The organism is Candidatus Pyrohabitans sp., assembly GCF_054014795.1.
Window position 1 is genome coordinate 1 of record NZ_JBPMGE010000008.1, and the last position, 21,320, is coordinate 21,320.

A 21,320-nucleotide genomic window follows, 5' to 3' on the forward strand; every position below is an offset into this window, starting at 1 on the left:
AGAGGTAAATTATCATGATTTATCATATAATATAAACTTTTCCGTGGGCAGGTGAGATGCTGGCATTGATGAAACAACCCTATTAACGAGGTTAATCCAGAGGGCTATAGAGATGGGCATCCTCGACATCTGCCTCAAACAAGGGAAGCACATCGCCACGATAATGCTCCTCTGCGAGAATGGCAGAATCCCAGGCGAAGACTTTGGCTTCGGCGACATCACCTACATCGCTGGCTACCGCGGCGTGGCCTTCAGGGTAAAGGTGAGGCAGGGAGAAGGGGAAGAGGACTACGTTACAAAGAGAATTGATTTTCGCGGAGCATCGCCGAGGATGGCGGTTTTCAGGGTTGAGAAAAAAGATGAGGTGCTTACCATACCGGTAAGCGCAATTGTTGAGATTGTAAGCCAGGAGTAGCTACCTGCGCTTCTTACCCTTATTTCCCCGCCTGTGGGGGAATGGTCTTCGTCCCGGTTTTGAGAACCTGCGCCGCCTGTCTCTGGATATGGTGCTCAGCCTCCTGTCCAGAGAGGGATAGCTGGAGAGCTCTGCGTCAAACTCCTCACGTCCTATGTGAGGACGCGCACGGTGCACCCGGCGCATATTGTCATGCTGACGTGGTGTGAGCAGACAGATTGCCCTTCCCTTCGCTCCCGCCCGCGCGGTCCTGCCTATCCTGTGGGTATAGTCGTCGCCGTTGTCAGGGATATCATAGTTGAAAATATGGCTCACAGCGGGTATATCGATGCCCCTCGCCGCCACATCCGTGGCCACGAGAATGCGGAGCTTTCCTGAGCGGAAGCTGTTCATGACCTTCTCCCGCCTTGCCTGTGAAAGGTCGCCGTGGATAGCGGCGGCGCTCACCTTGCGCTTCGCCAGGTTGGCGGCGACAAGGTCGGCCATAATCTTTGTGTTGCAGAAGATTATCGCAGACTCCGGCTTCTCAGCCTCGAGGAGCGCCTGCAGAAGCTGGAACTTCTCACCTTCCCCCACCTCAATGTAGCATTCATCAATCTCCGGCTTATCCTCGCCGTCATTGTTGCGAAGGTGTAGGTAGCTGCGCATAAAACGCGAAGCAAGGCGCTTGATTTCGGGAGGTATGGTTGCGGAGAACAGCAGGGTTTGTCTGTTGCGGGGTGTGTGGCGAATTATGCGCTGCACATCCTCAATAAAACCCATGTCCAGCATTCTGTCGGCCTCATCCAGAACAAGTACCTTTACCTTTCCCAGCCTGAGCGTCCCCCTGCGCAGATGGTCCAGCAGCCTTCCCGGCGTACCTACGACTACACCTGCACTGCGCAGCTCATGAATCTGCGGCTCTATCCCGACGCCACCGTAAACAGTGGCGACTTGAATCCTCAGATGACGGGTAACCTGTGCCACCACCTCGCTCACCTGAAGTGCGAGCTCCCGGGTGGGCGTTACCACAAGGGCCTGGACGCCATCGTTGCGCTTAATCTTCTCTGCGATGGGTATGGCGAAGGCGAGGGTCTTACCCGAACCTGTGGGTGCCTCGCCTATTACGTCCCGATCCTCAAGCGCCGGCGGAATCACCCGCGCTTGGATAGATGTGGTTTCAGAAAAACCAAAGCCAGAGATTGCTCTGGCAACTTCCTCTTTAAGTTTCAAATCTTCAAATCTCAAAATATCACCTAGTTATCGTTGTTCGCTCTTGGAAAGGCGACTACCGCAAGACTTATTGGAAAGCTTCTTCAGCCTGCGGAGGTAGCTCTCAGCAGTGCTTTGCGAGGCGAGGACACTTTCAAGAAAGCGCACCTCACGAAGTGAGAGCAGTCCTGCTCTGCGGACTTCGCCCTCATAGGCTTCTGCAAGCGGCATGTCCTGCATCGCCTGCGCAACAGCGCGTGCCGCCGCAGCGCCGCTCTTCATTGCATAGTATATCCCCTCTCCGGTGCCCGGAAAAACAAACCCGCCAGCATCGCCTGCAAGTGCAATGCGCCCTGTTGCGAGCCTCTTCGCTGGTCCCGCCATGGGTATGCGGTGCGCCTCGTAGTGCACAATTTTTCCATCCTCCAGCTTCTCTGCTACGGGTGGTGTTCTTATAAAGATGTCGAGAGCGCGGCGCGAGAAGGCGCTGCCAAGGCCCCCTATCCCAACCTTTACAGCGCTGCGCAGAGGAGTAAGCCACCCATAGCCGAGGGAAAAGAAGTAGAACACCTCGAACCATTCGCCTATGCGTTGAGCTATCTCCTTCTCAGGCATGGCGATGTGGTACTGGCAGGCGAGGGCGAGCTTTTCATAGCCTATGCCCAGGGAGCGCCTCGTCGTGCTGTTCGCCCCGTCGGCTGCGATAAGGTACCTCGCCTTAACCCTGCGCCCACCTGCGAGAAGCTCCACACAGGTATGGTGCTCCTCCACCGCATCCACCTTAAGCTGCACAGGGCTGTGTTCAAGTCTGCTGAGCAGAAAGGAATCAAAGGTAGAGCGGCGCACAGCTGCGCCGGGTGAGGGGAATCTGCTCTCAACAATCTCGAGGGAGGGTGAAAAGAGGCGGTAACCCTGCAGGGGGCGCTCAACCACCTCCTCTGGTAGAGAAAGCTCCTCCATCACCCGCCAGGGCAAAACGCCTCCGCAGGGCTTACCTCGTGGAAACTGCGCCCTATCTATAAGCACATAGTCTATACCGAGCCTCTCAAGCTCAGCCGCAGCACTTGCGCCAGCCGGGCCAGCGCCGAGAACGCACACCTCATGCATCGCTAAACTCCCAGGTAGGCTTCCTTTACATGGGGATTCTCCAGAAGCTCCCTGCCCCTGCCCTCCATGGTTACTCTGCCCGATTCCAGCACATACGCACGGGAGGCCATCTCAAGGGCGCGGAAGACATTCTGGGCGGAGAGCAGAATGGTAACCCCTTCCCGGTTCAGCCTTTCTATAATCTCAAACACCCTTATCACAATTATCGGCGCAAGACCGAGCGAGGGCTCATCCAGGATTAAAAGCCTGGGATTTGCCATCAGGCTACGGGCTATCGCCAGCATCTGCTGCTCTCCACCGCTCAGCGTACCCGCGAGCTGGGCTTCGCGCTCCTTCAGCTTCGGGAAGATGTCGTAAACCCACTTCAGCCTGTCCTTCACCTCTGCTTTGCTCCTCACCGTGTAGGCGCCCAGCAGCAGGTTGTCCATCACACTCATCTTCGGAAATATCTCCCTGCCCTCAGGCACCAGTGAAATCCCGAGCCTGACGCGCTCATTCGCTGAAAGATGGGTTATATCCTCGCCGTTGAACCTAACCCTGCCTGAAAGGGGTTTGAGCAGTCCCATCACAACACCAGCTATTGTGCTCTTCCCGGCGCCATTGGAGCCGATAATGGTGACTATCTCACCCTCTCTCACCTCAAAGCTCACATCCCACAGCACCTGAAGCGAGCCGTAGGCTGCATTTACCTTCTCAATGCTCAGCATAATCTAACCCTCAAAGGTGTATGCCTCACCCAGATAGGATTCAATAACGCGCGGGTCATCTGCAACCTCACGGGGTGAGCCCTCGGCTATCTTCTCCCCGTAGTTGAGCACCACAATACGGTCGCTCACCCCCATGATTATCCTCATTATGTGCTCCACCATGAGTATTGTAACCCCGCTGTCGCGGATTTTCTTTATCATCTTCACCGCATCCTTGCTCTCCTTCGGGTTTAAACCCGTGGTGACCTCGTCAAGCAGCAGGAGTCTGGGCTCTGTTGACAGCGCCCTTGCAAGCTGAAGCCTCTTCAGCTCCCCCACGTTGAGATTTTTCACCTTGAGTTCAAACTTTTCCTGCGGGAAGTCCACAAAGCGCAGCATCTCCTCTGCCCTTGCCAGCGCCTCACTGCGGTTGCCATTTTTCTTTCCGAAGAGGGCACCCACAAGCACATTCTCCAGTGCGGTGAGTTCTGGAAAGGTCTCAACATTCTGGAAGGTGCGGGTGATTCCCAGACGGCATATCCTGTGGGAGGGCAGTGCTGTTACATCCCTTCCCCTGAAGAGCACCCTGCCGCTGTCCGGACGGTATACCCCCGAGATTATATTTATAAGCGTCGACTTGCCCGCGCCGTTGGGGCCCACAAGGCCCAGAATCTCGCCCTCCTTCACCTCGAGGTCAACATTCTTCAAAGCAACCAAACCAGAGAAGCTCTTGCTTATTCCCTGAACCTGAAGCAGCGCCATTAGCCTATCCTCGCGGAGCATGTATAAAAATTTTATCAGCAGATTCCATGTTTTTTAAATTGTTAGGATAAGAATGTAAGATGCGACGCAGGAGGTGTATCATGAATATCAGCAGGCTTGTATTACTGCTCCTTCTTGGAGTACTCATTTCCGGGTGTGTCCAGCAGGGCGAGAAGACGGAGCCTGAGAAGGAGAGGATTATAGAGGCGAGGGAGATACAGAGCAGCTTTGAGGATGAGTATGCGGCACTCAAGCAGGCGATTGCGGAGGGCGATGCAGAGGCTGCGAAGGAGCACTACTCGGCTCTGCTCAGGGTATATGAGCGTGCCAAGGAAAAGGCAGGAGAACAGCATCTCAGGTTCATGGTGCCCGAGAGTGATATGAGACGGCTGGGAGAGCAGCTAAATGCGCAAGATTTTGCGGGTGCTGAGCTGGTGCTCTCCAACATCGCGGGAAGTTGCGGAGTAAGCGTGTGCCACCAGCGAAGCGGAGGGGCGATGATGTACATGGAGTACGAGTACAGCGAGATTAAGGGGGCACTGCGCAAGGGGGACATAGAGAAGGCGAAGGAGCACTTTCCAGAGTTCAAGAGATACTTCTTTGAGAGCAAGGAGGCAATGGTGAAGTTCCTGCCCGAGCTCACCGAAGAGAGGATGAGAGAAGAGTACATTGAAAACCTTGAAAAGGCGCTGGAGGCAAACGACACAGCCCACGCCCAGGAGGCGATAAAGGTAATCTCAGAAAATACCTGCGCCCTGAATGGATGCCACAGCATATTTCTTATGAGGTAGCTACTCTTCTTTCTCTATTTTTGCGTCCTCAATAATCGCCTTGAAGACGTATCCAGCACCTATGTCTTTATCCACGCTGAGCCTGCCCTCCACGATTACCGTGTCCCCGGGGAGTATCTCCTCTCTCCCGGCGTAGGTTACGGCAATGTCGTGGGTACCCTCACTCTCATCACCTGTACCGTCCTGAACATGAATCCAGGTTCTGTCCATAATGTTTGGAGACACCCTAACCACCACACCGCGCAGCCTCACCACACTGTCTCTGAGCTTCTCTTTATTTTTGTAGATTTCTTCGACGGTGTATCCATCCTCCAGCTTGGTCACGTTTATAACCTCGAGGGGTGGTCTGCTCAGGGTACCGTGGAAAGTTCCACCTGCCATCGGCTCTACATCACCAAGCCTTTCAGCGAGCAGTATAACGTCGAGGGTTGTGTTTAAGGTGGTGCTGTAGAAGTCAATCTGCACATAGGCAGAGGGAACAGTTACCTCCTTCCCGGTCTCAATGCTCAGCTTTGGCAGAGCCACCCACACCTCACCAGTACCGTCGCTGAGCTTTATGTAGGTATACACAGAGGTGTTGACACTCTCCAGCACCTTTCCTCTTACATTGACGTACTGGCTGTTGAGCTCCTGTGCCCTCTCAGTCAGCTCCCCTATCTTCACATCCACCGCTGGCATGGTCACAGTCTGCTCCATCCCCATGGTGGTTCGCTCAACACCGTCCTTCTGAGCGGTGCAACCTGAAAAGAAAACCAGCGCTGCTATCAGCAAAATCAGCCTTCTCATTATATCACTGCATGATTAAAAATAACTAACAATAAAAAGTTTTCTATTCGCACCTCTTGGGAAGTTCCACAAAAAACACACTTCCCCTGGGAAGGTTGTCCTCAACCCATATTCTGCCTTTGTGCAGCTCAACTATGCTCTTTGCTATTGCAAGACCCAAACCTGTGCCCTGAACACCGCTCTTGTCAAATCTCCAGAATCTCTCAAAAACAAGGCTTTTGTGCTCATCGGGTATCCCCGGCCCAAGGTCACGAACCGCCACCCTCACCCTATCTCCCAGGTCTTCCGCCTCCACCACCACATCATCCTTCGAGTACTTGAGGGCATTTGAGACCAGGTTGAGGAATACATCCCTTATAAGCTCATCTGCTTCAATTGTGAGCTTACCCTCGGGAAACTTCATCTTTATTCTGTCCCCTTCGTTATTCTGGGAGAAGACGTCCTTCACAGAGAGCAGAATCGCCTTAAGGTCGCACTCCTCTGTCTGCAGAGCAGTCCCCTTCTCAAGTCTTGCAAACCGCCGTGCATTTTCGAGGACTTCTTCCATTCTTTTTGCATTTTTGTATATTGTATCAAGTATCTTCTTTTTTTCCTCGTCGGATTCCGTCTCCTGGAGGATGGATGTAAATCCTCCTATTATGGAGAGGTAATTTGAGAGGTCATGGCACATTATATCCAGGAAAATTCTCTTCTGGTTGTTCGCGAGTTCAAGCTCCTGCATTGTACCCTGGAGCTTCTCTGACATATCTTTAAAAGCCTCCATCAGGTCTTCAATCTCATCTCCAGTGCTCACCTGGGGATTAAAGGAGTAGTCGCCCCGGCTTATCCTGCGGGTCGCCTCCCTGAGCCTCTCAATGGGCCCCACGATGCTGGCGGTGAAGAAGATGGCCACGATGACCACGATGATTATTACATAGAAAGAATAGGTTATTCCCTCCTGAATCGTCCTCTCAAGCAGGGGTCTGAAGACATCGGTGGGGATTCCCATCTCCTGAGATATCTGCGTCAGGGCCTTGAAGTTGAGGAGGGTTATTCTTGTACCAACAACGATGAGGGGCAGGATGGAGAGGAGCAGGAAGAGGAGGAAGACCTTGTGGAAGAGCCTCAGCTTTATCTTCATACTACTCCCTCACCTATGAGCACAGAGATTGCAACAATTAGCCACGCGATGTAGGCTACATTCAGGTATCGGAGCCTCGCTCTGTAGAGGCTCTGCATGTTGATTCTCAGCCCTATACTTGCCAGAGCGATGGCAAAGGCAAAGGTGGCAAAGGGGGATATCAGCACGGCAATGTTCTTCAGGCTTTCAATAAAGGAAAACAGGAAGGATAGAATTAGGAAGACAGGTATAAATAAGGGAAAGGAAGGCTTCCTTTCAAGGAAGTAGGGCACTGCTATCGCTACCAGGGCTATCATACTTATCCTCACGCCCTTGAAGGCAAGTGCTGAGCTGACAACCTCCTCCCCTGCGTAGGAGCCCGCTATCTTGACCAGCCCCGTCTGGTGAAGTGTTGCTCCGGAGAGGAAGGCATAGCTCAGGTCGCTGAGGTGCAGCAGGTCTCTGAGGATGGGATATACCATTGCGCCGGTGAGGCCCACTGCTGTGATTATCATTATTGCTATGGATGTGTCCTCACGCCTCGCCTTGATAAGCGGCGACAGGATTGCTATTGCAGAGGCACCGCATATCGCAGAGCCGGTGGCAAGGAGGGCTGTTGTCCTCTTTTCCATATTTAAGATTGAGCCAAGGGTTATAATGACTATGAAATATAGTGCCATAATCCAGAATATCTCAATAATTTTGAGTAAACTTGTGGCTCCGAAAATGTAAAAGGGAATATTTGACGAATACAGTATTATTCCGGAGGGGATAAAGAATCTTATGCTTGCATTCAGGGCTCTCTCGCTTATTGCCTCTCTACCAATAAGTGCCCTTGTTCCCATTCCGAAGAAGAGGGCCAGAAACAGGGCATCCAGGGTGGGGTTATGTATTGAGATGACATACGCGATAAGCGCCAGCAGCATACCTACCGTTGCGCCCTTGGCGATTTCTTCAATATCCCTGGAGCCCCCGGTATGCATATATGCCCCCTGCTTTCACTTTTGACAGCAACCCTTACTAGTTCAGAGTATAAAAATTTTGTCCAGTAAATACGTGTAGATTTCCAGAGGCTACCGCTGCCTTGCCTTCTCGTATCTCGCAAGGACCTTGAAAATAAGCTTTGCTGCGAGAATTGGAGTGTAGGAGTCGTAGCGAGGTACCACCTCGGTTACGTCAAGGGCGATGAGGTTTGCACCCTTTATAAAATCCAGAATCTTCAGAAAATCGAAGAAGAAGAACCCGGGAGGCTCCGGATTTGCCACACCCCTCGCATCCTTGGGGTCAAAGACATCCATATCTATGGACAGGTAAACCCTCCTCCCCTCAACAGTTTTTTTCAGCCTGGTTTGGAGAGCCTCAAGGTTGTAGCACTCATCAAAGGGGATAAATCCTGCACCTAGCTTCTCGGCGTCATTCAGCTCCTCCCTGCAGGCGCTCCTCACGCCCACAGCCAGGACGTTCTCACAGCCCACATGCTCCGCAACACGGCGAAGTACACATGCATGGGAGAAGCGGTTGTTGAGGTAGTCCTCCCTGAAGTCCAGGTGAGCATCAAAACTCAGGAAGAGGGTGTCCTTGGGAAAAGCCCCAATTGCAAAAGCTGAGATGGTGTGCTCTCCTCCCAGGAGTACGGGCACGGCGTCGTTGTCCAGTATATGCCTTGCGGTTTCTACAACTCGTCTCTCTGTCTCTTCGTTGCTTCCAAAGGAGACCTCAATATCGCCCATATCAGCGATGCGAAGCTTCAGCAGATCAAAATCCTCAAGCATATCGTAATCTTCAATCTCCCTCGAGGCCTCGCGTATTGCCTGGGGGGCTTCCCGTGAGCCCGAGCGGTGGCTCTGGGAGGAATCGAAGGGTATGCCTGCCACCACATACCCCGCCTCCTCAATGCGAAGCTCCCGCCTCCCGAAGGTAGAAGGAAGAGAGTATATTCTCACCCGCGCACCCTCATCAACTTCCGCCTATCCATGGCTACTATATACTCAACCTCCACACCTTCCCTGAGTTCACCCTCTATATCACCGGGTGGAGGCATCTTTATCTCAAAGGTTTCGTAGGTCTCCATGTCCATTATCTGCACTGTGTCGCCCATTATCGAAAGCACCTGACCGACGCGCTTGTCTATAATTGGAAACTCTACCTTTGCATCCACAGGTGCAATGAAAGTGCGCTTAACCCCATCGAATATTCCTATTCCCACGACGTTGGCCTTGGCATGGCCGTGCTTGCCTGTCTTTGCTGTGGTGTAGCTAACCACCTTGCAGGGTTCGCCATCGATGATCACATACTTTCCAACCTTGATTCCCTTTACTTCTCCCGTTCTTGTGCTCATTCTTTTCCTCCTCTGCGCTTTGTCTGCGATTAGATAGAATGCTCTATAAAAATTTTAGGGTGTGCATCCAAAATCAGCCTACCACCTGAAGAGCCCATTCCTGATTCGCTCCACACGCGTGGCGAGGTGCTCCACCTGGCGCGTGTCCAGCTTCCTCAGCAGTGTGAGGCGGTGCCTCTCTACCACATGCACACCCATCTGCGAGAGATAGTGTTTGGCCCTTTTTCCTATGGCTACGCCTGCGCTGTCCATGTCAGTGAGCAGAATAACGCGCTTGTGCGCGCGGCTTATCTCCTCACAGACTTCAAGTAGCGGCTTGCCGTTGCACGCGTAGAAAAACTCGCCGGCAATGCCCAGCCTTTTGAGGGCAAGCACATCGCGCCTGCCTTCGACGAGCACGGGCGTTGCAAGGGCCTCCTCACGCAGCTCTTCTATCTCTTCCATTATCCTCTCAAAATCTTCCAGGTTCATAGCTCCCTACTTATAGCTTCCAGCACCCTGTCCCTTGGCAGGTGCACCCTTATGGTCTTCTGCTTGGAACTATCTCCTTTAACAATATTAACATCGCCCTTTGAAACTCCAAACAGGGAGGCGAAAAAGGAGAGAAGGGCGCGGTTGGCTTCGCCTCCCCTGGGTCTGGCAGCCACCCTCACAACTATACGCCTTCTCCAGGCGTCATAGTCTGCAAGCTCATCCTTCCTGGCATTGGGAGATACGATGATATCTATAAGAGTCTCCCCATTCTCGCCGCGAATAGCCTCGGCTATTTCCATGGCATCACCCGCCAGCTATGCCTTGCGATGAACCACGAGCACAGAGACGCGGGCATGCTTCACTATGTGCCCGGAAAGTGAGCCTATAAGCTCGCCGAGCATGCCCCTCCAGCCAGAGTCGCCCAGGATGACCAGGTCACAGCCCTGCTCCCGCTTTTCGAGCAGAATCTCCTCCTCAGGCAGGCCCTCCCTGAACCTTACGCTTGCCTCCACACCTTCGCTTCTAGCCAGCTCAAGGAGTTCCTCGGCAGCCTCATACTTCTCAGGATAAAGCTCCATAAGCTCCTCCCTGCTCAGGTGGAATCTCCGGATGGGATACATCAGCGGCTCAGGCAGAACATAGAGGAACACCAGGGGTACACCAAGAATCTTTGCAAACTCTATTGCCCGCATTACCACTGCCTTGCGGTAGCGGGGCAGGTTTACACACGCCAGAATCTTTGTAACCTCTGCCTTTCTCTTAACCACAAGCGTTGAGGTGCGCATGTTCTCCACTATGTGTGTTGCATTATCACCGAGGAGTCGCTCTGTTATGCTCTTCGTGCCGTGAGAGCCTATTACCAGTATATCATGGTCCTTACTTGCCTTGAGTATCTCCTTTGCCGGTCTGCCATGCCTCACAGTGAGCTCAGCCCTGACTCCGAGCTCCTTGAGCACGCGTCCAGCACGACGCTGCACTTCTGGAACATCTATCTCCTCTTTTGGGTCCTTGACCACAAGCAGTGTTACCTCTGCGCCGTAGCCCTTCGCCAGACGCGCACCAAGGCGAATTGCACGCTGAGCGTGGTGCGAGCCTCCGCTTGCGAGAAGAATGCGAAGTCTGCGCTTTACCTCCGAATATGCAGCCCTCTCCTCAATTATGCCCTTAACTGTGCACAGAGTGATGTTCAGGCTCATGAGCCCTGCGACTGAGAGGATGAGATATCCTGCATATGTGCCCAGCACAGGAATGGAAAGGCTGACAGCAAGCTGCTTCAGGATTACACTCAAAGCTGCAAGCAGTATCGTTAGGGCGAAGTAGAAGCGGATTTTCATTCCGCGTACATAGCGCGTACCGATGGTGCCGATCTGCGCTCCTATGGCGCCACCTGACACCATCACAGCGGCGGCCACTATCTCAACCCTGCCCTCTGTGGCGTAGAGGAAAGTGCCTATTGCGGAGGAGAAGATTATCTCAAAAAGGTCTGTGCCTATGGCCACGGTGGTGGGCACCCCGAGAGCATAAATCATCGCAGGCATGCGTATAAATCCGCCACCTACCCCTATGAACCCGGCGAGAAAGCCTGTGATGAAACCGACCAGCAAAATCGCCCACACAGATATGGACTTTATTTTCGACTGGGGAAGTGCAACCTTTGGCGGGAGATTTATGCGCTGCACCATCTCTGAGAGCTTGCTTCCCACACGCTCTGCTACAGCAATCTTTTCCTTTCCCTCTTCCTCCTCTTTTTTAAACTTCCAGTAATCGAAGAGCATATATGCGCCGGTGCCGCCGAGGAGGAGGATGTATATGGCCCTCACAACGCTGTCTACAATGCCAATCTCCTCCAGGTAAAGCACCGACTCTATTCCAACCTCCACGCCTATCCCGGTGCCTATAATCATCAGTAGTCCCAGGCGCAAATCGACATTGCCCAGCTTGCGGTGCTTGAAGGTTGCGACGACAGACTTGCCCATTATCTGTGCGAGGTCCGTACCTATGGCGTATGCCATGGGGAAACCGAAGATGTTGAGTGCGGGTGTGACAAAGAAACCACCCCCAATGCCAAAGAAGCCTCCAAGCACACCTACGCAGAAGCCCACAGCAAGGAGCAACCAACCGCTTATCTCAACTCCAGCAAGAGGTAGATACATGGCGTCACCCTAATGATGGGGAGTTTCCTTTACCTCTACACCCAGAATTTTGAACACCAGCTCCATAAGGAGTGCGAAGAATGTCCCTTCTACCAGTATTATTAACACCACTGCCACAGCATAGAGCGTGGGATTTTCGCTGTATATCTGTCTAAGTATTTCTAAAAAAGCGTCAATCACGGTTCCACCTGTTTAAAATTTTTTATCTTTTAGTATATAAAGTTTGACTTTCGCAGTACAGAAGAGTATTCCCGCGCACAACCATCCATAAACTAGACTGATATGATGCGGGGGGTGGGATTCAGAACAAACTTCAGAAAGTTTGATCAGCAACTGCAGACAGTTGCATCATCATATTGCGGTATTTCCGCTGCGCTCCAATACCGCTATCGCCACAGTATGCGGGGGGAAATTACAACAGCAAAAACTACAAAGATACTTGGGCCAAATCAGGGGGCTGTGGCAAAATGGCAGGGGTAGTTGTTAAAAATATAGGCAAAGCCACTTTGTCTTATAAAATAGATTTAATAATGATTTTAAAGTACACTGGTGAAAATGAAACATTAAAAAATTTACTCAGACTTTAAAATGCGGGCGTTGTTGCGGCGAGATGGACATCAATTACGTAGACCTTCATATACCATAAACTGTCAGATGACGAAAAATCTGTGGCGGTTAAAATGAACTTTCTCCATTTGGTAAAAATATTTTCTCAGTTTTACTTCTTTGATAACTTGTCTAACTTGTATCTTTCTTGTGGCGTAAGCTTTTTAATATCCAAATACATAATAGGCCACATGAGACTCTTTAAAATACTTTGCTTAAACTCTTTTTTTGAAGGCTTCGGTTATGAACCGTTAGGGACATTAAAACAAGGAGGAAAAAATGAGCAAATCAAGTAAACCAAATGTATTTATAATCGAATCCCTAAGATTTTCCGACGAGAAACATAATAGATTTGAAGGCAAGTTTTTGTCGCAGATCCTATGTTTGGGTGGGAAGGAGACCGAATATTATTATATTCGGACAAAAAAAGAATTAGAAGAAGTATTGAACCTTTTTGACGAAAGTAACTACAGGTACTTGCATATATCTTGTCATGGAACTAATTCATCGCTTAGTACTACTTTAGATGAGTTGTCATTTTCAAAATTTGGTAAATTAATACGTCCACATTTGACAGAAAAAAGACTGTTTATTTCTGCATGCTCAGCAGTTAATGACAATCTTGCGAGGGAAATATTTCCCAATTCTAAATGTTATTCTTTAATTGGTCCAAGAGAAGATATTTTATTCCATGATGCTGCAATAATATGGGCTTCTTTTTATCATTTAATTTTTAAAGAAAATCCAAAGGCAATGTCGCGTAGAAATATATTACCAATTTTAAAAAAAGTAACAAATACATTTGAAGTTTCTTTGAATTATTTCTCTATTAATAAATCGAAAAAGGGTTATAAAAGAAAAAAAATTGAACCAAAACAACAAAAAATTTAACGTCACTTAATGGCTTATAATTTGAGAACGACATACTTATTAGAGAAGCAAATTCTACTAGTGATATTATTGACCTCGCACCATTCCTTCAATTCTGTGGAAATTTTTTGAATGTATTTCAAATCTCGATTTTGAGTGGAGACATATAATTCTTTAGGATGCTTTTGCTGGTTTATATCTTCTATATGTTAAAAATAAAACTGGAAAAAATATGTACGCAGCTTCTTTTATTCGAAATTGTCTAAAAGATGGAACTGTGACCAAAGATTGGGTTCTGAAACTAAAAAGAAAACTCCAAATGAGATATTAATAAAAGTCATAATTATCAGTAGTAGTTCCTATAATTTATTTTTTATTGTACATATTTCGATTTAATTGGCACTGATTTATTATAATATGATACTTATTTTAGTAAAGGGCAATATAGATCTTGATCTAGCAAAATTATTCCATCCCTATATTGGATGTAGGTTTTTCATCATGTACCCGACCTAGCAAGAAATCGAGTGAGTATTCATATTTGATATGTACAACAGCGTTAAGAATAATCTCTATCGATGCCTGCTCCCCGCATCCTATTCACGAATTCATCTTTATTCATCCGGACTCTTCAACCACCCGTATCTCTTCTTCTGTGAGGCCATATAACTTGTAGACGACTTGGTCGATAAGGCTGTCGGTTTTTTGTATATTTTCTATCAGGGGCTTGAGTTTTTCAATTGAAGCATCAAACTCCGCCTTTATCCTCTCCTGGGGCTCCCGGCGGCTGATGTCATATGATGTTATCTTTTTCTTATTTCTCATTAGTGCTTTCTTGAATTCCTCCCAATTATATTTGTAATACTCTTTTATTTTGGTCTTGAGGGTCATATCCTCCACTTTAACTCCTGTGTCTCCTTCCAGCCACTCCAGAAAGCCCTTTATTTCGGCATTTTTCTTTTTATTCAGCTCTATCATCTGCTCCGCTAAAAAAGCTAAAAAGTCGTGCACTACATCGGATTTTTCTTTTTCTGTTATGAAGTTGCCTTCTTCGTCTTTTGGGAGATAGGAGTCGACGAGGGTGAGGATTTCGGAGAAGTTGGAATTGTTGTATAATTGTTTGAGTCCGGCGACGAGTTTGCTTCTTTCGTATTCAGGAGTGATGAAGTTGATGCGGCGGATTGGGAGCTTTTCGAGATATGATTGATTCATATCGTCCACTAAGTAGTCAGTACACCAGTAGTTTATCAACTTAGAACACAGAATCGAGCACAAAAATTTAAGATCCGAAATATTGTCATTTGGTGAAATAATTAGCTGTAAAGTCTTCATGCCTGCAGAATAAGGCCTCTCATCAAAACTTGCTACAATTCTTTGTTTCCACCTTAATTTTTGGATGCGAATAATCCATATTTTTGGATGAGTATAGTATTTCTTTAATTTCGTCTGTGTTAGTTTGTCCTTTGCTGCTGGAACTCCGTCGCTTATCGAAAATCGTTCGATATGTTCTGGGAAAACTACCCAAAAATCACTGTCTTTTTCCAATTGAATTTTCTTCTTACTCCCTTCTTCACCTCTAGAGATGGAAAATTTATTTGACAATTGCCCTAGTCTATTCGAGAGTTTTTCTATTTTCTTAATGATTTGTTGCTCTCTGGTAGAGGATAGGTATCCAACTATCTTATTTGGCCTATTCATCCAGTATGTCTGCTTGACCGTAGATTCGCGTGCCCATTCTTTTCTCCCAAATAACTCAAGTCTCTCCTCTACAGAAACTACGAATCTACTTATTTGCTTGTGTAGAATAATATGTTCTTCGGAGGGTCTTCTTTTCAAAAAATTAAAAACCAAACACCAAGTATCCCGTACTTTATCGAAAAGAGGTCCTGATTCTAGAAATTCATTCACTGAAACTGTATCAAAAATATAGTTTCGTAAAGAAATTAAATCATCTTTTCTTAGGAAGGTATCAGGGGTTATATAACTGCACAATTTATTATTTGCGGTTAATCTGATGGCCAACTCTGTAAATACTCCATAAGAGTCTTTATTTGACGAAATTCCTGATTCATAATTCGAATTGAGATACTCTTTGGTGTAATTGTCAAAATCAGCTCCCCAGGGCGGATTCCCAATCACAGCATCAAAACCCGGATTCTCTGACAAAAATATATCTGGGAACTCCAGCATCCAGTGGAAGAAGTGCTTTTCCCTAGCAAGCTTTTTAGCCTTCTTGTATATGTCTGTGTTTCTTACCTTGGTGGCCCAAGCATCGGGGTCCTCCCTGAATACCTCTAGAATCTCATAGTATTCCTCCTTGGAGTACTTGTTCCCCAGATAATAGGACGTGTGGATGTCAGCCAGATCAACCAGCATTTTTCTGAAGGGCAGTTTAACCAGAACATCATACTTCTGCTCTTTTTCCTTTATGTCCTGAAGGGTTTCCTCCTCTTTGTCCATAATCCAGCGGTGCATCTCAAGAAGGACCTTCATCTTCTCCTGTAAGGTCTCATCCATAAAATCAGTAAAGGAACTCTGGGCCGTTGACTCTTTTACCTCTTTGGGATGGCGGTCCAGCTTCCTGATATCTGCCCCTATAAGGGAATTGCCATGCTTTAAGTGGTGGTCCAAGAAGGATAGAGGCCTGTCGCTTCCCATAGTGGAAAGCCACAGGGAGAGCTTTGCCAGCTCTGTGGCCAGAGGATTTAAATCTACACCATAAATACAACGTCGAATGACTTCTCTTCTTGCCCATTCTATCTCATTTAATTGATTCTCCTTCAATTCCACCTGCATTTCTGGATCAATATAGGGCACAAGACTTTTGGCCAGGAAATCCGTAGCCTCAACCAGAAAATGGCCTGAACCCATAGCAGGGTCTAGGACTTTAATGGATAGAATTTTATTGATACGTTCTTCATTAGTAATTGTGTCTTTAATCTTTTCCTCCACCACAGGACCCAGCGTATTTTCAACAATATACTTAACAATATAATCAGGAGTATAATAAGAACCTGTGGCCTTTCTCTCCCCTTTGTCAGTTATAAGATATACATCTCCCTTTTTAGCCCGGTCGATTATTTTTTTGCCCTCTGCCAGTGTTTCTGGAATCCACACTTCTTTACCATTTTTCTTGATGGCTACCATATCTTCACTGGCAACCTTTAACTTGTACTCTAGAAGACCCTCATAAATAGATCCCAAATGCCTGATTTCCAAGTTAGAATAATCAATAAATATTTTGGTGTCATTTTCTTCCGTCATAGTGAGGTATTCCAAAACCTCTGCTAGATACTTGTCTCCGACTTTATATTTAGACAAAAAGGGATGTTCCTCGTCGTGGAACAGTCCCCCATTATATGGTGGGACATACAATTCCTCTTTGGGAATCCCTAAAGCCTCACTACCTGAATTGATTAATTGGAAGAGGTTAGAAAGCCTGTCCCAAAGGCTTGTTGAATATTCTGAGAGAGACCCTCGTTGCTTTTTATTAAATGCCTGAACTTTAATTTTTGTAATATCGTAATCTTCAAAGCCTTTTTTTGGTATCTTTAGCATACCACGGCTGTCGGCATAAAGGATAAAGAGCAATCGATAGAGAAAAATCAGGGCATTATCATGGATTATTTTTATATTTTCTTCTCTGGGTTCCAGTTTATTTTGAGGATATTTCAGAAACCCCTGAACCATTACTTTCAGGGCCTGATAGACACTCCTTTCAAGACTATCACCCAATTTCTTTGCATAAATTAGGCTTTCTTCGTAGACTTTTTCTAGGAAATTCTTACCACTTTCATCCTTTACAAAAGCCTCTTTTCTGAAAAAGAGATAAAAATATTTAAAGTGGGTAAGACTTCTTGAACCCTCTTCCAAAATTGAAGCAAGATCAACTTCAAAATAGCTATCCAGCCGATAGCTTGTTTCTCTGTAATAAAGTCGCCAGTAGCGACCATTGGTGAGAATGCCCCATTTCGTGTCGGTTTCTCTTAAATAATAGTCAATTTGAAAGCTTGGATTAACCATCTCATAGGTTTTTTTATCAAGAGGCAACTCCCACTGTTTTGCGTCACCTACAGCCAATACGTTAGTATAGAATCCCTGTCTGTCTTTTTGTCTTAGGGCTTCTCTTCTATCAGTCTCGTTCAAAAAGAATGCATAATCAGGTGTTTTGAGGCCCCTATCGGTTTTTTGTTGCACTTCAAAAATGTGGCCCAGATATTTTAAAACTTTGTTAATAAAGTGTTCTTGTAATTGATACTCATTATATCCTTTAAGAAGGTCTTTTTCTTCTTCATAGAGTTTTTTGATTTTGGCGTATGCTTCTTCATGCCCCTTTAGCTCTCTCCAAACAGGTGTACTCTTCAGTCTGTCTTCCACGTAATCCCTTGAAAAGAGGTTTTTGGTTGTAATGGGCGCAAGCCTTAGCTGGACCATTAGATTAAATTTGGCATCGTATTATAAAAAGTCAACGTCTTAAGGATCAGAGATACAACCTTTTAAAGCCACCACACATATCTACTCTACATCTTCTTGAGCTATGCGTGGACATTTCGACCACCTCCTGCAGAGTGGTGGCATCCTTTGGGGGCCTTATCTGGCCTCCACCGTCCCGTGAACTTGTGGAACCTCACCGCCAAACCAGCGCTCCCTCTTATAACCCTGAAGGCTGCGGTGTGCACAGGGCTTAGCCCCAGCTCATCGTCTATTATCTCCATAACATCAACCAGAGCTTTTTGGAGATAATAGTTAATAGCTACTCGAAACAATATCACTGTGTGTGTATAGATAAATATACTCATGTGAATAATAAAGACTTAAGTCATATAAAAAGTCCTTTAGGCAAGGTTGTTTGAAAATAAGAAAGGAGAAGGTGTAAAAGGATGATCGGGAAGCATTTTGAAAAAAAGTTTTCATCCGGGGGAATATATGCGAAGTACTTCGTATATGAACGAGTATCTGCCATCTAGGATTGAGAAAATGATATTTCATGAAGGGAATCTTCGCGAATTTTTTAAAAAAAGAAAGTTTGAATTAAAAAGAGAAGTGGAAAGTTGTGTTTCTGATTATATTCTCGACGTAAGTGAGGAAGATTTCTGTCGATACCTTGTATCTAAATATTCTCTTGTATCTCCTATAATCCATGAAGATAAAATTTACGTTTACAATCTTGACAGAAGTCGGCCGTCTTATGTAAGAGGTGTACAGGTAACAATTGCTGTGCCATTCGAAGGAGATGCAGAATTATTTCAATACAAGCCATCAACATCTACCTATAGTTCTCCGCGTGGGAAAATCGTAGGACAGGAAATCCATTTAATCTATGAGATGGTTGAACATGATGCAGAAAAACTTAAACAAATGTATCAACAGGACCTAAGTAAGATTGAAAGGTATCTAGAATGGGTTAGACAGGATGTGATGTCTTTCAACAATTCCCTTAAAGCTTTTGTAAGCCAGACCGTATCTCAAAGAAAAAAGAAGCTTCTTGATGATAGAGACTTAGTCGATTCTCTTGGAATCCCTGTAAAACGCCGTGCAAATCTCCCGAGAACTTACACAATTCCATCTATTCAAAATATACCTAAATTTGAGCCACCTAAAGTCCCGAAAGAACCATTTAAACCAGAACCCGTTTTAGCGCTTGAAGAGTACAAAAATATTCTTGAAATTTTACATAATATGTCTATTGCAATGGAAAGAAGCCCAACTGTTTTTTCAAGATTGAAAGAAGAAGAGATTAGGGATTTCTTTTTAGTGATGCTTAATGCACATTATGAAGGACAAGCTACAGGAGAAACCTTTAATTATGGCGGAAAAACGGATATTCTCATACGTAGTGAAGGTAAAAATGTATTTATAGCAGAGTGTAAGTTCTGGCATGGCCAAAAGAAACTCACTGAAACAATAGACCAATTATTAGGATATGCAAGTTGGAGAGACACTAAGATAGCTATTCTGTTGTTCAATAAAAATCATGATTTCAGCTCAGTATTGGAGAAAATAGAAACCACCGTTAAAAAGCATACTTGTTACAAACGTGAATGGAATTTGAAAAGTGACAAACTGAAGGAGGAAACAATATTTAGTTATGTATTCCATCAACCTCAAGATGTAAATAGAGAAATGATTATTACTATAATGACATTCGATATTCCGAAGGTGAAATGATGAAAATTATATTTCCTATGGTAGATAATAGTAGGTATGTATGGAGTGGCAGCAAACAAGCAGATACGCATAGAGTTAGATTTCGAAATCGAGGTGCTTGTTATGCAACTACTAGGGTCCTCTCGAACTCGCATATAAACCGGGCATAAATTTCACTCTATTTTTCTACCATTGTTCTGGAAGAGATCTACAGGGATAAAAACAGATGGAAAGCGAGGACAGTGCTTAGGGCTTTGCAAAGGGGTGGCAAGGCAGGTATAGCTTTGAGGAGCTTACAACACTTTATGAAATATCCGGAGGAGATCAGCTCCCTCTAGACTATCAACGCGATTGAGAGACTGAATAAGGAGGTGAGGTGAAGGGCGACTTTCCCCCCTCGAAGCTGTCGTCGCCTTCCTTGTAATACCTTTTATGGTAGTGCTTTCGAACAGCACTTATAAGGTTGTCGTTCACTACCCCTTCATATTCCAAGAATTTAAAAAAACATGAGGTGGCGGGGAAGTAGTAAAGCTCCTGTCCTGCTCTAGGTGGAGTGAGTTAATCACATGCTCTTGGATAAACTTCGATAAAGAGATACTTGCCTTTCTGGCTAAGTTTTTCTACTCCTCAACCAGCTCTTCAGAGAGCAGGTAGACGTAAATTGCCCTCTCCTTTATTACCTATGTCTTTTCACCCTTTCTTCTGAGCATTAGTATCCTATAACCCCCTAGTACCAGTAAAAGCATGCGGGGGGTGGGATTCGAACCCACGCAGGCACTTAGCCAGCAGATCTTAAGTCTGCCCCCTTTGGCCTCTCGGGTACCCCCGCTGGTTTAACTCTAGCGCAGGTTTCCTATCAAAAAATAAAATTAGAATCCTTTAACGCCTGTCCAGAGCTTCAGAAACTTGTCCCTGCTTATAAGCAGATAGTCCTGATCGCGTGAGTGTATCTCCAGCGTAACCCTGCCGTCGTAGAAGCTCTTGAGCTCGCGAAGCACCCGCTCCCAGTCTATTTCACCCGCACCTATGGGCAGGTGGAGGTCGTCTTTGAGGTTGTTGTCATGGGCATGCACATGCAGAATGCGCCTCTGGAAGGTGTGCATAAAGCCCAGGACCTCCTCACCCTCTGCACCTATATGCGCATGCCCCAGGTCCAGCACCAGCCCCAGCTCAGGCAGAGCATCGAGTATCTCCGCGGTGCTCTCTGTGGAGAAGCTGCGCAGGTCTGAGTTTTCTATACACAGCCTTATCCCGACCTCCTCTGCAAAGGAAAGCGCCTCGCCAAGGGCCGAGATGTGCAGCTCCATCTGCTGCTCCCTGAAAAACCTCGGCAGCCCGTGAATATGCAGTCCTGCAACCTCAGCCCCGAAGGCGGCGGCTATCTCAAGAGCTGAGCGAACCTCCTCCAGGAAGGCATCCCTCACCCTGGTGTAGGGGTGGGCAATCTCAAAATACCACGGCAGGTGCGCCACCACCTCCAGCGAGTAGCTCTCAATTATGTCCGTGAGTGCCTGCTTTTTCTCCGCAAGCATCTCCGGCGTAGCCTCCGGCGCCTCTACTGCGAGCTCAAGGAACTCGAAGCCATTCCTCGCTATGAAGCTCACCTCCGCTGTTACCTCCTCACCCGGGCTGTTCATTGCTCCCAGCTTCATTCTCCAGCCTCGAGCATCTCAAGTATTCGCGAGGTGAGCTCATCGCCATGGCGCGCGCCTATATCGCGGAGCTCCCGCTTTATCTCCTGAAGTGTTATTCTCCCGGAGGCAAAGTCTTCGAGCACAGTGATTATCTCCCGGTTCTTCTCAATCTCATCCTCGAGCTCCCGGTTTCTCTCCCTGAGCTTCTCTATGATTGTCCCGGCGTCTATCATCACGCTACCCCGAATAGATTACGGCGTC

At 47.2% G+C, this 21,320-nt stretch carries 21 protein-coding genes and 1 tRNA gene; 4 read left to right on the top strand and 18 right to left on the bottom strand.

Annotated elements, in window-relative coordinates; all coding sequences use genetic code 11:
- Nucleotides 1-112 precede the first annotated feature (112 nt).
- Nucleotides 113-415: a hypothetical protein gene (locus ACXJJW_RS00515; protein WP_456473762.1), complete on the top strand. Its 303-nt coding sequence runs from the start codon at nucleotides 113-115 to the stop codon at nucleotides 413-415.
- Here the strand turns inward: ACXJJW_RS00515 and ACXJJW_RS00520 are convergent, their stop codons facing one another.
- Genes ACXJJW_RS00520 through ACXJJW_RS00535 form a run of 4 tightly spaced genes read right to left on the bottom strand, consistent with a single transcriptional unit; the run spans nucleotide 416 to nucleotide 4,182 of the window.
- Nucleotides 416-1,642, bottom strand: coding sequence for a DEAD/DEAH box helicase (locus ACXJJW_RS00520; RefSeq protein WP_456473763.1), 1,227 nt, complete (start codon nucleotides 1,640-1,642; stop codon nucleotides 416-418).
- Between the two features lie 12 nt (nucleotides 1,643-1,654).
- Entirely contained in the window at nucleotides 1,655-2,713 is a 1,059-nt protein-coding gene (locus ACXJJW_RS00525) for a geranylgeranyl reductase family protein (protein ID WP_456473764.1), read from the bottom strand.
- 2 nt (nucleotides 2,714-2,715) lie between these two features.
- Nucleotides 2,716-3,420: an ABC transporter ATP-binding protein gene (locus ACXJJW_RS00530; protein WP_456473765.1), complete on the bottom strand. Its 705-nt coding sequence runs from the start codon at nucleotides 3,418-3,420 to the stop codon at nucleotides 2,716-2,718.
- A 3-nt stretch (nucleotides 3,421-3,423) separates the two neighbouring features.
- Nucleotides 3,424-4,182: an ABC transporter ATP-binding protein gene (locus ACXJJW_RS00535; protein WP_456473766.1), complete on the bottom strand. Its 759-nt coding sequence runs from the start codon at nucleotides 4,180-4,182 to the stop codon at nucleotides 3,424-3,426.
- 80 nt (nucleotides 4,183-4,262) lie between these two features.
- On the opposite strand from ACXJJW_RS00535, the gene ACXJJW_RS00540 reads away from it, so the two are divergent.
- Nucleotides 4,263-4,952, top strand: a complete 690-nt coding sequence (locus tag ACXJJW_RS00540; protein ID WP_456473767.1) for a hypothetical protein — start codon at nucleotides 4,263-4,265, stop codon at nucleotides 4,950-4,952.
- Here the strand turns inward: ACXJJW_RS00540 and ACXJJW_RS00545 are convergent, their stop codons facing one another.
- The 9 genes from ACXJJW_RS00545 to ACXJJW_RS00585 all read right to left on the bottom strand — a co-directional run bounded on the left by ACXJJW_RS00545 (nucleotide 4,953) and on the right by ACXJJW_RS00585 (nucleotide 11,982).
- The gene (locus ACXJJW_RS00545; protein WP_456473768.1) at nucleotides 4,953-5,738 is read right to left on the bottom strand and encodes a hypothetical protein; all 786 of its coding nucleotides are present in this window, start codon (nucleotides 5,736-5,738) and stop codon (nucleotides 4,953-4,955) included. It lies immediately after the preceding gene.
- 43 nt (nucleotides 5,739-5,781) lie between these two features.
- Nucleotides 5,782-6,858, bottom strand: coding sequence for a HAMP domain-containing sensor histidine kinase (locus ACXJJW_RS00550; RefSeq protein WP_456473769.1), 1,077 nt, complete (start codon nucleotides 6,856-6,858; stop codon nucleotides 5,782-5,784).
- On the bottom strand, nucleotides 6,855-7,820 hold the full coding sequence (locus ACXJJW_RS00555) for a YeiH family protein (RefSeq protein WP_456473770.1): 966 nt from the start codon (nucleotides 7,818-7,820) through the stop codon (nucleotides 6,855-6,857). Before ACXJJW_RS00555 ends, ACXJJW_RS00550 begins: the two co-directional genes overlap by 4 nt.
- 90 nt (nucleotides 7,821-7,910) lie before the next feature.
- Complete coding sequence (gene speB, locus ACXJJW_RS00560; protein WP_456473771.1) at nucleotides 7,911-8,780, bottom strand: agmatinase; 870 nt, start codon at nucleotides 8,778-8,780, stop codon at nucleotides 7,911-7,913.
- Nucleotides 8,777-9,175 carry a translation initiation factor IF-5A gene (locus ACXJJW_RS00565; RefSeq protein WP_456473772.1) on the bottom strand — a complete coding sequence of 133 codons (399 nt, stop codon included), beginning with the start codon at nucleotides 9,173-9,175 and terminating at the stop codon, nucleotides 8,777-8,779. Before ACXJJW_RS00565 ends, speB begins: the two co-directional genes overlap by 4 nt.
- Before the next feature lie 78 nt (nucleotides 9,176-9,253).
- The gene (locus ACXJJW_RS00570; protein WP_456473773.1) at nucleotides 9,254-9,646 is read right to left on the bottom strand and encodes a toprim domain-containing protein; all 393 of its coding nucleotides are present in this window, start codon (nucleotides 9,644-9,646) and stop codon (nucleotides 9,254-9,256) included.
- On the bottom strand, nucleotides 9,643-9,948 hold the full coding sequence (locus tag ACXJJW_RS00575) for a DUF167 domain-containing protein (protein WP_456473774.1): 306 nt from the start codon (nucleotides 9,946-9,948) through the stop codon (nucleotides 9,643-9,645). The genes ACXJJW_RS00570 and ACXJJW_RS00575 overlap by 4 nt, the downstream gene beginning before the upstream one ends.
- Nucleotides 9,949-9,963: 15 nt before the next feature.
- Nucleotides 9,964-11,802 carry a TSUP family transporter gene (locus ACXJJW_RS00580; protein ID WP_456473775.1) on the bottom strand — a complete coding sequence of 613 codons (1,839 nt, stop codon included), beginning with the start codon at nucleotides 11,800-11,802 and terminating at the stop codon, nucleotides 9,964-9,966.
- 9 nt (nucleotides 11,803-11,811) lie between these two features.
- A complete protein-coding gene (locus ACXJJW_RS00585; protein ID WP_456473776.1) occupies nucleotides 11,812-11,982 on the bottom strand; it encodes a hypothetical protein in 171 nt (56 codons plus the stop codon).
- A 705-nt stretch (nucleotides 11,983-12,687) separates the two neighbouring features.
- On the opposite strand from ACXJJW_RS00585, the gene ACXJJW_RS00590 reads away from it, so the two are divergent.
- Nucleotides 12,688-13,299 carry a hypothetical protein gene (locus ACXJJW_RS00590; protein WP_456473777.1) on the top strand — a complete coding sequence of 204 codons (612 nt, stop codon included), beginning with the start codon at nucleotides 12,688-12,690 and terminating at the stop codon, nucleotides 13,297-13,299.
- Nucleotides 13,300-13,896: 597 nt separating this feature from the next.
- On the opposite strand, the gene ACXJJW_RS00595 is transcribed toward ACXJJW_RS00590, so the two are convergent.
- Nucleotides 13,897-17,712 (bottom strand): Eco57I restriction-modification methylase domain-containing protein, encoded by a 3,816-nt coding sequence (locus ACXJJW_RS00595; RefSeq protein ID WP_456473778.1) that lies wholly within the window; start codon nucleotides 17,710-17,712, stop codon nucleotides 13,897-13,899.
- 101 nt (nucleotides 17,713-17,813) lie between these two features.
- The gene (locus ACXJJW_RS00600; RefSeq protein WP_456473779.1) at nucleotides 17,814-17,993 is read right to left on the bottom strand and encodes a hypothetical protein; all 180 of its coding nucleotides are present in this window, start codon (nucleotides 17,991-17,993) and stop codon (nucleotides 17,814-17,816) included.
- A 229-nt stretch (nucleotides 17,994-18,222) separates the two neighbouring features.
- Here ACXJJW_RS00600 and ACXJJW_RS00605 point away from each other — a divergent pair, with 229 nt between their 5' ends.
- Nucleotides 18,223-19,446, top strand: coding sequence for a hypothetical protein (locus tag ACXJJW_RS00605; RefSeq protein ID WP_456473780.1), 1,224 nt, complete (start codon nucleotides 18,223-18,225; stop codon nucleotides 19,444-19,446).
- A 724-nt stretch (nucleotides 19,447-20,170) separates the two neighbouring features.
- Here the strand turns inward: ACXJJW_RS00605 and ACXJJW_RS00610 are convergent.
- From ACXJJW_RS00610 to ACXJJW_RS00620, 3 genes are all read right to left on the bottom strand, one after another.
- Nucleotides 20,171-20,254, bottom strand: a tRNA-Leu gene (locus ACXJJW_RS00610).
- Between the two features lie 40 nt (nucleotides 20,255-20,294).
- A complete protein-coding gene (locus tag ACXJJW_RS00615) occupies nucleotides 20,295-21,077 on the bottom strand; it encodes a sugar phosphate isomerase/epimerase family protein (RefSeq protein WP_456473781.1) in 783 nt (260 codons plus the stop codon).
- Nucleotides 21,074-21,292 carry a hypothetical protein gene (locus ACXJJW_RS00620; protein ID WP_456473782.1) on the bottom strand — a complete coding sequence of 73 codons (219 nt, stop codon included), beginning with the start codon at nucleotides 21,290-21,292 and terminating at the stop codon, nucleotides 21,074-21,076. Before ACXJJW_RS00620 ends, ACXJJW_RS00615 begins: the two co-directional genes overlap by 4 nt.
- Nucleotides 21,293-21,320 lie beyond the last annotated feature (28 nt).

Bases quoted from the DNA above. Each gene is read 5' to 3' on its own strand.
- ACXJJW_RS00515 (WP_456473762.1), top strand. From the start codon at position 113: ATGGGCATCCTCGACATCTGCCTCAAACAAGGGAAGCACATCGCCACG.
- ACXJJW_RS00525 (WP_456473764.1), bottom strand. From the start codon at position 2,713: ATGCATGAGGTGTGCGTTCTCGGCGCTGGCCCGGCTGGCGCAAGTGCT.
- ACXJJW_RS00530 (WP_456473765.1), bottom strand. From the start codon at position 3,420: ATGCTGAGCATTGAGAAGGTAAATGCAGCCTACGGCTCGCTTCAGGTG.
- ACXJJW_RS00535 (WP_456473766.1), bottom strand. From the start codon at position 4,182: ATGCTCCGCGAGGATAGGCTAATGGCGCTGCTTCAGGTTCAGGGAATA.
- ACXJJW_RS00540 (WP_456473767.1), top strand. From the start codon at position 4,263: ATGAATATCAGCAGGCTTGTATTACTGCTCCTTCTTGGAGTACTCATT.
- ACXJJW_RS00545 (WP_456473768.1), bottom strand. From the start codon at position 5,738: ATGAGAAGGCTGATTTTGCTGATAGCAGCGCTGGTTTTCTTTTCAGGT.
- ACXJJW_RS00550 (WP_456473769.1), bottom strand. From the start codon at position 6,858: ATGAAGATAAAGCTGAGGCTCTTCCACAAGGTCTTCCTCCTCTTCCTG.
- ACXJJW_RS00555 (WP_456473770.1), bottom strand. From the start codon at position 7,820: ATGCATACCGGGGGCTCCAGGGATATTGAAGAAATCGCCAAGGGCGCA.
- ACXJJW_RS00565 (WP_456473772.1), bottom strand. From the start codon at position 9,175: ATGAGCACAAGAACGGGAGAAGTAAAGGGAATCAAGGTTGGAAAGTAT.
- ACXJJW_RS00570 (WP_456473773.1), bottom strand. From the start codon at position 9,646: ATGAACCTGGAAGATTTTGAGAGGATAATGGAAGAGATAGAAGAGCTG.
- ACXJJW_RS00575 (WP_456473774.1), bottom strand. From the start codon at position 9,948: ATGGAAATAGCCGAGGCTATTCGCGGCGAGAATGGGGAGACTCTTATA.
- ACXJJW_RS00580 (WP_456473775.1), bottom strand. From the start codon at position 11,802: ATGTATCTACCTCTTGCTGGAGTTGAGATAAGCGGTTGGTTGCTCCTT.
- ACXJJW_RS00590 (WP_456473777.1), top strand. From the start codon at position 12,688: ATGAGCAAATCAAGTAAACCAAATGTATTTATAATCGAATCCCTAAGA.
- ACXJJW_RS00595 (WP_456473778.1), bottom strand. From the start codon at position 17,712: ATGGTCCAGCTAAGGCTTGCGCCCATTACAACCAAAAACCTCTTTTCA.
- ACXJJW_RS00600 (WP_456473779.1), bottom strand. From the start codon at position 17,993: ATGGAGATAATAGACGATGAGCTGGGGCTAAGCCCTGTGCACACCGCA.
- ACXJJW_RS00605 (WP_456473780.1), top strand. From the start codon at position 18,223: ATGAACGAGTATCTGCCATCTAGGATTGAGAAAATGATATTTCATGAA.
- ACXJJW_RS00615 (WP_456473781.1), bottom strand. From the start codon at position 21,077: ATGAAGCTGGGAGCAATGAACAGCCCGGGTGAGGAGGTAACAGCGGAG.
- ACXJJW_RS00620 (WP_456473782.1), bottom strand. From the start codon at position 21,292: ATGATAGACGCCGGGACAATCATAGAGAAGCTCAGGGAGAGAAACCGG.